Origin of the sequence: Brevundimonas sp. UBA5936 (assembly GCA_002430835.1) — a bacterium.
Classification (GTDB): Bacteria; Pseudomonadota; Alphaproteobacteria; order Caulobacterales; family Caulobacteraceae; genus Brevundimonas.
In genome coordinates this window covers 1-12103 of record DJDA01000108.1, presented here as the reverse complement: position 1 = coordinate 12103, position 12103 = coordinate 1, and the positions used below count along the sequence as shown (strand labels likewise).

Genomic DNA, 12103 nt, shown 5'->3' with positions numbered 1-12103 from the left:
GGTTCACTCGGCGGAGGGCGCCGGCGCTTGGCTCGCCTGGGCGGCGTCGCGACGGCGGGCGCACAGTGCCTCGATGCGGGGGCGGTAATGGTTGACGGCGACCCAGACGGCGCCGACGGCGGCGACCACGGCGATCATCAGGAAGACGTCGTTGTAGGCCAGCACCTGGGCCTGCTGGCTGACCTGCTGGTGCAGCAGGCGCAGGGCCGCGCCCTGGCGCAGGGCCGGGTCGTCGATGACATGGGCGTAGGCGCCGCCNNCCGCCCAGCTGTTGCAGCCGCTGCACCGTCTCGGGATCGCCCAGGCCGATGCTCTCGGCCAGCTGGTTGGAATGGAACTTCTCGCGCAGGGTCTGGACGGTGCCGATCAGGGCCGAGCCCATCAGACCGCCGACGTTCTGACAGAGGGAGAAGAAGATGATGAAGCTGATGAAGCTCTTGCCGCCGCCCTGCAGCACCTTGCCGAAGCCGATGATCATCGTCGGCCCGATGAAGAAGGCGGCGGCGAAGGCCAGCAGGGCCTGGCTGACGTACAGCTCGCCCGGCCGCGTCAGCACGGTGGCGTGGCTGTCCAGATAGGCGCCCAAGGCGATGAGGCCCAGCGCGATGGAGATCGGCTTCCACAGCTTGGTCGGATTCAGGGTGAAGGCGCTGACCAGCGATCCCGCCGCCGTGGCCGCCAGCATGACCCAGAACAGGTCGTGCATCTGGTCGTTGCCCAGCCCCATCTGCTGCAGGAAGCCGACCGCGCCGGTGGTCTGTTCCGACAGCACGATCCGCACCAGCAGGATGGCCAGCATCAGCCGCACGATGTCGCGCCCGGCCAGCCAGCGCAGGTCGATCAGGGGGTTGGCGCGGTTGTATTCATGAATGGCGGCGGCCGACAGCAACAGGACGGCGGCGGCCAGGGCCCAGCCGACCCACGGCGCTTCCAGCCACCAGACGATCCGCCCCAGGCCCAGCACGGCGCTGAGCAGCGCCATGCCCGGCGCGAACAGGGCGAAGGTGATGAAGTCCTGCGGCTCGAAGCTCTTGATGCGCTGGGCGGGCGGCATCTTCAGGGCGAAGACGGCGGCCAGCGTCACCAGCACCAGCCCGACCTCGAACATGTAGAAGGCCCGCCACAGGTCGCGGTCCAGCAGGGTGGTCAAACCCAGCCGCGCCATGGGGATGGCCAGGCTGGACAGGCCGACGCCCAGGATGATGCTTTTCAGGCGGTGCTGCGCCGGGAAGGCCTGGATGATGTAGAGGATGCCCAGGGTCGTCATGCCCGCCGCCGCGACCCCGGCGACCGCGCGAACCGCCAGGGTGGAGGCGAAGTCCTGCAGGAACAGGTGCGCCAGGGCGGCGGCCAGGAAGACGATCAGCACGATCTCGGCGAACAGCCGCAGGCCGTATTGCAGGCGGAACTTGACCAGCAGCAGGTTCATGCTCGCATTGGTCATGACGAAGATGACCGGCAGCCAGGCCGCCTCGGCCAGGGTCACGCCCAGCGATCCCGCCAGTTGCGGCTGGCTGGCCGTCACGGCCGCATTGCCCAGACTGCCGGTCAGAGTGACCAGGGCGCCGACCAGGCCATAGGCCAGACGCCAGGGCATGGCGTGGTCCGGCGTGGACGGCGAGCCGGGCATGACCGGCCGCTCGTGCGGCTTCAGCGTGGCGAAGAAGTCCTCCCACGGCAGATTCCAGTGATGGCGGCTCATGTGCGGGCCCCGCCTTGCGGGCGCACCATGTCCAGCGCCAGCTCCAGCGAGCGGCGGCTGAGGGCGATGCGATCCTCGGGCGAGACGACCGCCCGCGACGGCGCCCCCAGCATCAGGGCCAGGACGCGAATGTCCTCGACGGTCAGATCGGGCCGCACCCGCCCTGCCGCCTGGGACACGGCCAGGGCCTCGGCCCCGGCTTCGCGCACGCCCTGGCGCACCGGCTCCATCGCCTCGACCTTCAGGTCGCGGATGAGCGCGGACAGGCCGGCGCTGGTCATCATCAGGGCGACCAGCTGTTCCAGGAACCACAGGAAGGCGTCGGGATCATCCAGCCGCGCGCGCGTACGACGGCCCAGATCCTCGATCTGCTCGACGAAGATCGCCAGCACCAGCGCCGACCGATCGGCGAAGTTTCGATACAGCGTCGCCCGCCCCACGCCGGCCTTTTCGGCGATCAGGTGCAGGGGCACGTCCAGCCCGTCGCGCGCAAAGGCCTCCTCGGCCGCCTTCAGCAGCCTTTCGCGGCGTTCCGCGGCGTCTTGTCGCAAGGGACGGGTCATGAGGCGTTAAGTGGACACTTGTGTCCGGTTGTTCAAGAGGCATTCGTCTCTTGAATGCGCAAGACGCGCGCAAGCTGCGCCGCGACGGCCCGCCGGGCGCATCGCCGTGCTACACGGGGACCGCAGGGATGGAGGATGAGGATGCCGGATCGTATCTGGAAGGTTCTGGCGGTCATCGGCGTCAGCATGACGCTGTCAGGCTGCTATTCCTGCTCGCTCAACGGCGGCTGGGAAGGGCAGATGAACCCGTTCTGCGTCGAGAGCGATGGCCTGGTGGGCGGCGTCGCCGTGGCGGCGCGTTCGCAGGATACGGCGGCGAAAGAGGTCGCATCCGGGGAGAGCCGCGCTCGGATCCCCTAAAAGGCCCTGGTGCCGGTGGTCGGACTCGAACCGACACTCCTTGCGGAACCGGATTTTGAGTCCGGCGCGTCTACCAATTCCACCACACCGGCACGGCTAGGCTCAAGGCGGCGCAATCTAGCGACGGCGAAGCCTCCGTCAATCGAAGATCGCACCGTGTCGCATCATTCGTCGCTGCGACGGAGGCGGCTGCCCGTCGAGAACTCAGGATCGGACATGGTGTAGTTGACGCGGTAGACGATCAGCCGGACCGGAACGGGTCCGTCGCCGCCCCCGCGGTTTTCCAGTCGCCCCTTGCGCGTCCCGCGCATGGCGGCAGCGCCGAAGCCGCCGCCGACCGGGAATTCCGTCTCGACCACGCAATCATCCACCCGGCCGTCAGCCTGGCTGAGGCAGGTGATGACCGCAAACCCCGCCGTATAGGTCCGACCTTGGGGATATTCGGGCTGAGGCGCCCGCTTCCAGGCCAGATTGACCGGGAGGCCGTCGTCCTTCAGCTCGTCCAATTGCTGGTCGCGCGGATCGACAAGCGGTCGGCCGCAAGCCGCCAGAGACTGATCGATTGCGGTGTTGGACGCAGGCAGCTCCACCAGATAGCGCAGGTTCCGACCGCCTTCGCCGCCTCCGGGCGCCACAATCGTCATCGTCCCGCCCTCTCGCATCTGGCGCGCCAGAGGCGCCGGCAGTTCCGAGAAGGCGATGCTGGGATTATCGCCCAGCAGGAAACGTTGCTCCGTTTCCTCCTCATCACCGATGCCGATGACGAGAATGCGGTTGGATTTGTGGAAGTCCTTGCTCTCCGGCGCCGCCGGCAGGCCGCCGACCATCACCTGATAGACCCCGCGCTGGCAGCGGGCGGCCAACAGAAGGCCATTGTCGAATTGGGTATAGGCCACGGTCAGCTCGTTTTCGGGCTGAACCAGCAGATCCCAGTCGTCAGAGTCCTGGGCCGTCGTTGCTGTGGCCGCCGTCAAACTCAAGACCGCGGCCGTCAGGCCCCGAAACAGCCCGTTTTTCATCAACCTTCTCCGCTCCATGACCGAAGAAGCTAGCCGGTCCGTATCCCGCCGCAAGCTAAAACGGACCGGCGTTCGCTCAGGCCGCCGCCACTGTCTGTTCGATGGCGCCGAACAGGGTGTGGTGCTTGTCGTCCAGCATCTCGATGCGGACGGTGTCGCCGTGCTTGAGGAAGGGGGTCTTGGCCGCGCCGGTCTGGATGGTCTCGACCGTGCGGATCTCGGCGATGCAGGAATAGCCCAGGCCGCCTTCGGACACCGGCTTGCCGGGGCCGCCGTCGGCGTCCTTGTTCGACACCGTGCCCGAGCCGATGACCGTCCCGGCGCTTAAGGAGCGGGTCTTGGCCAGATGGGCGATCAGCGTGCCGAAGTCGAAGGTCATGTCGACGCCCGCATCGGCCTTGCCGAAGTCCTGGCCGTTGACCTGAACCAGCAGGGCGCCGGACAGCTTGCCGTCCGTCCAGCGATCTCCGAGGGCGTCCGGCGTGACGAAGACCGGCGACAGGGCGCTGGCCGGCTTGGACTGGACGAAGCCGAAACCCTTGGACAGTTCGGCCGGGATCAGGTTGCGCAGGCTGACGTCGTTGACCAGGCCGACCAGGCGGATCGCCGCCAGGGCCTCTTCGCGCGTCGCGCCCAGGGGCACGTCGCCGGTCACGACCACGATCTCGGCCTCCAGGTCGCAGCCCCAGGCCTCGTCCTTCAGCGGGATGGCGTCGCGCGGCGACAGGAAGCCGTCGGAGCCGCCCTGATACATCAGCGGGTCGGTCCAGAAGCTCTGCGGCATCTCGGCGCCGCGCGCCTTACGCACCAGTTCGACGTGGTTCACATAGGCCGAGCCGTCGGCCCACTGATAGGCGCGGGGCAGGGGGGCGGCGGCGTCGCGCTCGTGGAAGCGGCCGCGCGGCACGCCCTCGTGCTCCAGGCTTTCGGCCAGGGCGCGTAGCAGCGGCTCGCACCGCTCCCAGTCGTCCAGCGCCGCCTGCAGCGTCGGCGCGATCAGAAAGGCGTCCGTGAACCAGTTCAGGTCGTTGGAGACGACGACGAGGCGGCCGTCACGGCCGTGCTTGAGCGAGGCGAGTTTCATAAGGCGAGGCTAGTCTTGGCTGAGGCGATTGGGAAGCGGGGAGATGAGCGGGGCGGACGCCGTTCGATCAACTGTTCGGGGGCGAGATGACGGCGCGGGCTTCGGCGCCGGTCTGCTGGGCCGGGTCGCGGACCTCGACCTCGACGATGACGGCGCCCGCGGGTTCGTGCGCCCACAGGTAGCGGCGCTCGATCTCGACCGTGCGGCCGGACGGGGCCATGCCTTCATAGGTGTCGCCCCAGGGGGTGACGGCCTTCAGCTCGACCCAGCGCAGGCCGCAGGCGGCGTCCAGCTCCTCGATGGCCATTTCCGACAGCTCATCGGCGTGGGGCGCGGGCGTTTCGGGGTTCACAGCCATCGACGGACCCTTCCTCTATAGGCGTCGTAGTCAGCGCCGAAGCGCGCCGACAGATAACGTTCTTCGCGGGCGATGACGAAGCGGTCGATGACGATCAGGCAGGGCAGGATCAGGCCCAGCGCCACAGGGCTGTCCATCGCCACGGCGAACCCCACGTAGGTCAGGGCGAAGCCCAGATAGATCGGGTTGCGGCTGAAGCGGTAGAGGCCGCCGGTCGCCAGCGCCGTCGTCGGCTTCCACGGCTCGGGCGGGGTGCCCAGACGACGGAAGGTTCCGGCGGCGATCCCGTCCAGCGCCAGGCCGCCGATCACCAGCACGAAGGCCAGGCCGCGCCGCCAGTCCGTCGCCAGCCCCAGCGACGGCTCGTCGATCAGGCGGCCGATGCCGAACCCGGCCAGCAGGAAGGCCAGGTAGATCAGCGGCGGGGGCGCGAGCACGCCGGGATTGTCTCGGGTCGTCATCGGGTCTGGATCATATCGCTTGGCCGGACGGCGCGGTGAAGTCTGAGGGCGAAGCATCGCCGGTGTTGATCACCTCGGACGGTTCGAAGATGAGCACTTCGGCCTCCTCGTCGGCGGCGGTTCGATGCTCGACGCCGCGCGGCACGACGATGAACTGGCCAGGCTCCAGCGTCTCCACCCGATCGCGGAACTCGACGCGGAAACGGCCCTTCCAGACCATGAACATCTCGTCGGCCTCGGGGTGGCGGTGCCAGGGGAAGACCCCCTGGACCTTCACCAGCCGCACGTCCTGCCCGTTCAATCGAGCGGCGACGCGCGGCCGCCAGTGATCGGAGAAGGCCGCGAACTTCTGTTCGAGATCGACGACCTCGCCGCTCATCGTCCGGCTTCGTCGCCGTAGATGGCGACGCGTGCGGACGAGGTCGAGGAGACGGCGCCGCGATACATGCCCGAGGTGTTCATCGAGAAGGCGTGCACGCCGTCCTTGCCCATGACGATGACGCCGCCGTCTCCGCCAATGGTCCCGACCTCGGCGATCTCGGCGTCGGCGGCGGCCTGGACGGTCGCGCCTTCGGCCGTGCGGCGGCAGATGTCGCGCGCGACGGTGGCGCGGATGAAATACTCGCCCGTGCCGGTAGCCGAGACGGCGCAGCCGTCGGCGTTGGAGGCGTAGGTGCCCGCGCCGATGATCGGCACGTCGCCGACCCGGCCCCAGCGTTTGGCCGTGGTGCCGCCGGTCGAGGTGCCGGCGGCCAGGCGGCCCTGGCTGTCGACGGCCACGGCGCCGACGGTGCCGAATTTGCGCTCGTCCAGCGGGGCTTCATGCAGGTTGAAGGCCAGAGGCGCGGCCGGGCCGAGGCGGGTCGGTTCGGCCGGGGCGCCTTCCGGGCGCGGGGGCAGCGGCTCGCCCCGGTCGCGCAGCGCCTTCAGCAGGGCCTGCCAGCGGCTTTCGGTGAAGAAGAAGGAGGGCGACACCTCCTCCAGCCCGGCCGAGCGGGCGAAGGTCTCGGCGCCTTCGCCGATCAGCATGACGTGGGGCGACTTCTCCATCACCGCGCGGGCGGCGGCGATGGGGTGGCGCGTGCGGGTCAGCCCCGCGACGGCGCCCGCGTTCAGGTCCGTCCCGTCCATGACGGCGGCGTCCAGTTCGTTCTTCCCGGCCGAGGTGAAGACGGCGCCGCGTCCGGCGTTGAACAGGGGGTTCTCCTCCATCACCTCGATGGCGGCCTGAACGGCGTCCAGCGACGAGCCGCCGCGCGCCAGCACAGCCGACCCGGCGTCCAGCGCGGCCTGCAGGCCCGCGCGATAGGCGGCGTCGCGCTCAGGGCTGAGCTGGGCGCGCTCGATCACGCCCGCGCCGCCATGAATGGCCAGCGACCAAGTCGGGGCGTCCTGTGCGATGGCCGGGCAAGCCAGAAGGGCGGCGGCCGCAGCGACGGCGAAGGCGATGGATTTCATTTCAGGCTCCCCATTGTTTCTCCTCCCCATGACATAGGGAGGTGGATCGTCAGCTTAGCCGACGAGACGGAGGGGCGGCTTGGTTTTCGAAGAGGCCCCTCCACCGCTTCGCGGTCCCCCTCCCCATGAAATGGGGAGGAAAGCGTAGTCTAGCGTCTGTGATGCAGGCGTCGCCACAGGCGGTGGGCCAGGATGGGGGCGAAGCCGCAGACCAGGGCGGCGGCCAGCACCATCCAGAAGCCGCCCCCCAGCCAGTACTCGCCCGCCAGGGCCCCGGCCCCGGCCGCCAGAAGCGGACCGAGCCAGGGCAGCCAGTGCGGAGGCCGAAACCGCATTCAGGCGTCGACCTTGATGACGCCGCGACGGATCTGGTCCAGCTCGATCGAGTCGAACAGGGCCTGGAAGTTGCCGTTGCCGAAGCCTTCATTGCCCTTGCGCTGGATGATCTCGAAGAAGATCGGGCCGAAGGTGTCCTGGGTGAAGATCTGCAGCAGCAGGCCTTCCTCGTCCGAACCGTCGATCAGGATGCGGTTCTTGCGCATCCGCTCCACGTCCTCGCCGTGGCCCGGCAGGCGTTTGTCGATCAGTTCGAAATAGGTCTCGATGGTGTCCTGGAAGTCGACGCCGCGTTCGCGCATGGCCTCGACCGTCTCGAAGATGTTCTCGGTCGTCAGGGCGATGTGCTGGATGCCTTCGCCGTTGTAGCGGCGGATGAATTCCTCGATCTGGGAATTCTCGTCCTGGCTTTCGTTCAGCGGGATGCGGATGGCGCGGTCGGGCGCGATCATGGCCTGGGAGAACAGGCCCGTCGCCTTGCCCTTGATGTCGAAATACTTCTGCTCTTCGAAGTTGAACACCGAGCTGTAGAAGCCGGACCAGGTGCGCATCTCGCCGCGACGGACGTTGTGGGTCAGGTGGTCCAGGATTTCGAGGCCCATGGAGTTCTTGCGCTCGGCCTCTTCCCAGCCCTCGATCTCGTCCCAGGCGTCATAGAGGGAGCCGGTCTCGCCGTACTGGTCGACGACATAGAGCAGGCTGCCGCCGATGCCCTGCAGCACATAGGGGTAGTCGCCGGCCAGGGCGCCGCCGTTCACGCCTTCGGCCTTGCGGGCGCCGCGCGCCAGCGCGCCTTCATAGGCGGCCTTGGCGTCGGCGACGCGGAAGGCCATGCCGTTGGCCGAGGGGCCGTGATCCTTGGCGAAGTCCGCCGCCTGACCGGCTGGAGCGCGGTGGACCAGCATGGTGATGTCGCCCTGTTTCAGGCGCACCACGCCGTTGGCCGGGTTCACATGGGTGGGGGTGAAGCCCATCAGCTCCAGACGCGAAATCATCGCCTCGGGCTCGGGGCCGGTGAATTCGACGAACTCGAAGCCGTCGACGCCGAGGGGGTTTTCCTGGTCGAGTTTGGCGGCATCCTGCATGGTGCGTCTCCTCTCTCTTATGGTTTGACGCGGCTCAGGCCTGCATGGCGCGGCCGCTGATTGGGGCGGAACCTACTGGCGGGGCGGCCTCGGGCGCAAGGCGGCTGTGGACTGAAACGGCACACGTTCCGGTGTCGCAGGCGATCGTTCGCCTCTCGCGCCGTTTCGTCTGGCCTGCTATCGGGCGAGGGACGAGAGGCGGGGGCCTCGATCGGGACGCCTGAATGCTTCGCAAGCTCTATGACTGGGTCTTCTCCCTGGCCCGCCATCGTCACGCGACCCGCTCGCTGGCCGTGGTCTCCTTCGCCGAAAGCTCCTTCTTCCCGATTCCGCCGGACGTCATGCTGGCGCCCATGGTGCTGGCCAAGCCGGAACGCGCCTATTTCTACGCCACGGTCTGCACCATCGCCTCGGTGCTGGGCGGGATCCTGGGCTACGCCATCGGCTATTGGCTGGAGCCGGTCGGCATGTGGATGCTGGCCCTGCTGGGCAAGGCCGACACCTTCGAGGCGTCCAAGGCCCTGTTCCAGCAGCACGGCGCCTGGGTCATCCTGATCAAGGGGCTGACGCCCATCCCCTTCAAGCTGATCACCATCGCCTCGGGCATCTTCCAGTTCAATCTGGCGCTGTTCATCGCCCTGTGCGTCGTAACGCGCGGCGCCCGCTTCTTCCTGGTGGCCTTCGTGCTCAAGCGCTGGGGGCCGCCCATGCTGGCGATCGTCGAGAAGCGGCTGGCCCTGTTCACCGTGCTGTTCCTGGCGCTGCTGGTCGGCGCCTTCTTTATGGTCAAGCTGATCGGTCACTGATCGACGCCGGTCCCCGCTCAGTTTATGAGAGGCGCCTGGTTCCTGTGAGGCGCAGATGAGCGCGATCTATAAAACGCTGACCCGCTGGTGGACGGCCTTCGCCCTGACCGCCGCCCTGGCCATGCTGGGCGCGGCCCATGCGTTCGAGCGGTTCGGCGGCCTGGCGCCCTGCAACCTGTGCCTGAAGCAGCGCGAGGTCTACTGGGCCGCCGTCGCCATCGCCGGGGCCGCCACCTTCTGGGCCTTGTTCAGCCGGGCCAGCCGGGGCACCCCGCGCATCGCCTCCTTCCTGCTGGCGGCGATCTTCCTGACCGGAGCGATCACGGCGGGTTATCACGCCGGGGGCGAACTGCGCTGGTGGGCCTTGCCCGCCACTTGCATGGCCGCGCCGAGCACCACCATCGACCTGTCGGCGCTGACGGCCCTCGTCGACGGCACGGGCGGAAGCACGGGCTTCGTCTCCTGCGGCGATATTCCGTGGAGCTTTGCGGGCTTGTCGATGGCGGGCTGGAACTTTGTGATCTCGCTGGCGCTGGCTATCTTCAGCCTGCTGGCGGCGAAACGTCCCAAGGACGCCCGCGCGCCCAGAAGCTAGGATAGAGGCGTCATGACCCAATCAGCCGAAGCCGTCTCCGAAGCCCGCCGCATCCCCCTGGCTCGCCCCGGCGTGGGTCAGGACAAGGCCCGCCTGGCCGAGATGCTGCGCGTCGACCACGCGGGCGAGTTCGCCGCTGTCCACATCTACCGCGCCCAGCGCGCCGTGCTGGAAGGCCGCAAGGGCAAGGACGCCATTGCCGCCGACCTGACCGAGATGGAGGGACACGAGGCCGTCCACCTGGCCCGCTTCGAGACCCTGCTGAACGAGAACCGGGTGCGCCCCACGGCCATGATCCCGCTGTGGAAGCTGGCGGCGACGGCCCTGGGCGCGGGCACGGCCCTGATCTCGGAAAAGGCCGCCCATGCCTGCACCGAGGCGGTCGAGAGCGTCATCGAGAAACACTACGCCGACCAGATCGAGGAAATCCGCGACCGCGACCCCGAACTGGCCGCCGAACTGACCAAGTTCCGCGAAGAGGAACTGGCCCACCACGACCACGCCATCGAGCACGGCAGCCGCGAGGCCCCCGCCTACCGCCTGCTCAGCAGCGTCATCAAGGTCGGCTGCAAGGCCGCCATCAAGATCAGCGAACGCATCTGAATCCAAGAGCTCAACGCCTCTCCCTCCCCTTCATGGGGAGGGTGGTCGCGTAGCGACCGGGTGGGGAGGGCTCGGTGATCAGGGCGTGGCGCTTGAATGGCTCGGCCGTCCCCACCCGGCTTCGCCTTTCAGGCTCAGCCACCCTCCCCATGAAGGGGAGGGAGAAGGATCAGCGGACGTCGAACGCCAGCATCAGGGTCTTCTGCGCTGGATTGGCGTTGTCGTCCGACAGGATGTAGAGGCGCGTGCCATCTGCGCGGCGCTCGGCGGCGATCCCCTCGAAATTATCCGTCAGGCCCGGCAGCTTCAGCTCGACCAGAACCGGCCCCAGCGCGCCGTCGGCGTCCATGCGGCGCACGCGGGCGCGCACGTCGAAGGGCGGGCGCCACGACCGCTGCACCGCGAACCAGCCGTCGCCGCCGGGATCGCGCTCCAGCCCCGTCAGCCGCCAGCTATCGGCGGGCGCCGTCGGTGCGACCACGGTGCGGCAACCCTCCAGCGAACAGTCCCACACGCCGCCGCCTTCGCCGCCGACGCGCCAGCCGCCGGGCGCGGTCGCCAGCGCCTCCAGGCCTTCATTCAACGGGAAGTCGCCGGCCGGATGCGGCCGCGCCTGCGGCCGGGCGCTGAGCGCGTCCAGCGGGCCGTAGCTCCAGATGCGATGTTCGCGCTCGAAGCTGATCAGCACCTCGCCGTCTTCGCCCAGGGCCAGCCCCTCGGCGTCGCCCGCAGCCTTGTCGCCGATCGGTTCGCCGTCGGCGGTCGTCAGCCGCCGCACCCGCAGATCGTGCAGCCCCGTCAGCTTCCCGTCCGCATCCAGCTCAAGCCGCCCGCGCACCAGATCGCCGGAATCCGACACGGCGACGAAGCCGCCGTCGCCTGTCAGCTTGAGATCGGACAGTCCGTGCAGGCTGGAGACGGGCGCCGCGATCAACTGCACCCCGCCCGCATAGCGTACGCCCTTGGCCAGTCGGGCGCCGCCGGGCCAGCCCAGGCCGACCTGCCGCGTCGAGCCGCCCGCGGGCGCCCAGCCGTCGGCCGTCGCCTCCGGCGTCCAGGGATGGGAGGTGACCGCCGCTCCGGCGCAGGCGGCCAGGGCGAGGGAAATCAGGGCCGCGACATAGAGGCGGCGATTCACGCCGCGCGCTTGTGCGGAACCCGTCCGCCCTTGCTGCTGACGGTCTTCGGTTCGGCCTCGAACAGTTCGGCCAGCTTTTCGGTCATGGCGCCCGCCAGCTGTTCGACGTCGACGATGGTCAGGGCGCGGCGATACCAGCGGGTCACGTCGTGGCCGATGCCGATGGCCAGCAGCTCGACCGGGCTGCGCGTCTCGATCTTCTCGATCACCTGGCGCAGGTGCTTGTCCAGATAGAGGGCCGCGTTGGCCGACTGGGTGGAATCGTCGACGGGCGAACCGTCCGAGATCACCATCATGATCTGCCGCGCCTCGGGCCGGGCCAGCAGGCGGTCGTGCGCCCATTCCAGCGCCTCGCCGTCGATGTTCTCCTTCAGCAGGCCCTCGCGCATCATCAGGCCCAGGTTCTTCTTGGCCCGGCGCCACGGCGCGTCGGCGCCCTTGTAGATGATGTGGCGCAGGTCGTTTAGACGGCCGGGGTTGGCGGGCTTGCCAGCGCTGATCCACGCCTCGCGCGACTGCCCGCCCTTCCAGGCGC

General features: G+C 68.7%; 15 protein-coding genes and 1 tRNA gene. 4 read left to right on the top strand and 12 right to left on the bottom strand.

Annotated features, from left to right (window positions below; genetic code table 11):
- Positions 1-1698: 1698 nt before the first annotated feature.
- Complete coding sequence (locus B2Y21_RS09660; protein ID WP_292059288.1) at positions 1699-2253, bottom strand: TetR/AcrR family transcriptional regulator; 555 nt, start codon at positions 2251-2253, stop codon at positions 1699-1701.
- Positions 2254-2406: 153 nt separating this feature from the next.
- On the opposite strand from B2Y21_RS09660, the gene B2Y21_RS09655 reads away from it, so the two are divergent.
- Positions 2407-2625, top strand: a complete 219-nt coding sequence (locus B2Y21_RS09655; protein ID WP_292059286.1) for a hypothetical protein — start codon at positions 2407-2409, stop codon at positions 2623-2625.
- A 7-nt stretch (positions 2626-2632) separates the two neighbouring features.
- Here B2Y21_RS09655 and B2Y21_RS09650 read toward each other — a convergent pair.
- The 9 genes from B2Y21_RS09650 to hppD all read right to left on the bottom strand — a co-directional run bounded on the left by B2Y21_RS09650 (position 2633) and on the right by hppD (position 8426).
- Positions 2633-2717, bottom strand: a tRNA-Leu gene (locus tag B2Y21_RS09650).
- 72 nt (positions 2718-2789) lie between these two features.
- Entirely contained in the window at positions 2790-3644 is an 855-nt protein-coding gene (locus tag B2Y21_RS09645) for a hypothetical protein (RefSeq protein WP_292059284.1), read from the bottom strand.
- Positions 3645-3720: 76 nt separating this feature from the next.
- Positions 3721-4728, bottom strand: coding sequence for a fumarylacetoacetate hydrolase family protein (locus tag B2Y21_RS09640; RefSeq protein WP_292059281.1), 1008 nt, complete (start codon positions 4726-4728; stop codon positions 3721-3723).
- Between the two features lie 67 nt (positions 4729-4795).
- Complete coding sequence (locus tag B2Y21_RS09635; RefSeq protein ID WP_292059279.1) at positions 4796-5086, bottom strand: hypothetical protein; 291 nt, start codon at positions 5084-5086, stop codon at positions 4796-4798.
- The gene (locus B2Y21_RS09630) at positions 5077-5547 is read right to left on the bottom strand and encodes a methyltransferase family protein (RefSeq protein WP_292059276.1); all 471 of its coding nucleotides are present in this window, start codon (positions 5545-5547) and stop codon (positions 5077-5079) included. The genes B2Y21_RS09635 and B2Y21_RS09630 overlap by 10 nt, the downstream gene beginning before the upstream one ends.
- Before the next feature lie 10 nt (positions 5548-5557).
- Positions 5558-5926: a cupin domain-containing protein gene (locus B2Y21_RS09625; protein WP_292059275.1), complete on the bottom strand. Its 369-nt coding sequence runs from the start codon at positions 5924-5926 to the stop codon at positions 5558-5560.
- On the bottom strand, positions 5923-7005 hold the full coding sequence (locus B2Y21_RS09620; RefSeq protein ID WP_292059273.1) for an isoaspartyl peptidase/L-asparaginase family protein: 1083 nt from the start codon (positions 7003-7005) through the stop codon (positions 5923-5925). The genes B2Y21_RS09625 and B2Y21_RS09620 overlap by 4 nt, the downstream gene beginning before the upstream one ends.
- A gap of 149 nt (positions 7006-7154) precedes the next feature.
- Positions 7155-7340 (bottom strand): hypothetical protein, encoded by a 186-nt coding sequence (locus B2Y21_RS09615; protein ID WP_125900454.1) that lies wholly within the window; start codon positions 7338-7340, stop codon positions 7155-7157.
- Positions 7341-8426: a 4-hydroxyphenylpyruvate dioxygenase gene (gene hppD / locus B2Y21_RS09610; RefSeq protein WP_292059271.1), complete on the bottom strand. Its 1086-nt coding sequence runs from the start codon at positions 8424-8426 to the stop codon at positions 7341-7343.
- A 224-nt stretch (positions 8427-8650) separates the two neighbouring features.
- Between hppD and B2Y21_RS09605 the strand changes: the two genes are divergently transcribed.
- Genes B2Y21_RS09605 through B2Y21_RS09595 form a run of 3 tightly spaced genes read left to right on the top strand, consistent with a single transcriptional unit; the run spans position 8651 to position 10430 of the window.
- Complete coding sequence (locus B2Y21_RS09605) at positions 8651-9232, top strand: YqaA family protein (RefSeq protein WP_125900452.1); 582 nt, start codon at positions 8651-8653, stop codon at positions 9230-9232.
- A gap of 55 nt (positions 9233-9287) precedes the next feature.
- Entirely contained in the window at positions 9288-9827 is a 540-nt protein-coding gene (locus B2Y21_RS09600; protein WP_087139293.1) for a disulfide bond formation protein B, read from the top strand.
- Positions 9828-9839: 12 nt separating this feature from the next.
- Positions 9840-10430 (top strand): demethoxyubiquinone hydroxylase family protein, encoded by a 591-nt coding sequence (locus tag B2Y21_RS09595; RefSeq protein ID WP_292059268.1) that lies wholly within the window; start codon positions 9840-9842, stop codon positions 10428-10430.
- A gap of 169 nt (positions 10431-10599) precedes the next feature.
- Here the strand turns inward: B2Y21_RS09595 and B2Y21_RS09590 are convergent, their stop codons facing one another.
- Together B2Y21_RS09590 and B2Y21_RS09585 are read right to left on the bottom strand one after the other, a co-directional pair.
- On the bottom strand, positions 10600-11568 hold the full coding sequence (locus B2Y21_RS09590) for an esterase-like activity of phytase family protein (RefSeq protein ID WP_292059266.1): 969 nt from the start codon (positions 11566-11568) through the stop codon (positions 10600-10602).
- The coding region (locus B2Y21_RS09585) for a cobaltochelatase CobT-related protein (RefSeq protein WP_414632852.1) at positions 11565-12103 on the bottom strand (539 nt) is incomplete at its 5' end. The genes B2Y21_RS09585 and B2Y21_RS09590, both read right to left, overlap by 4 nt.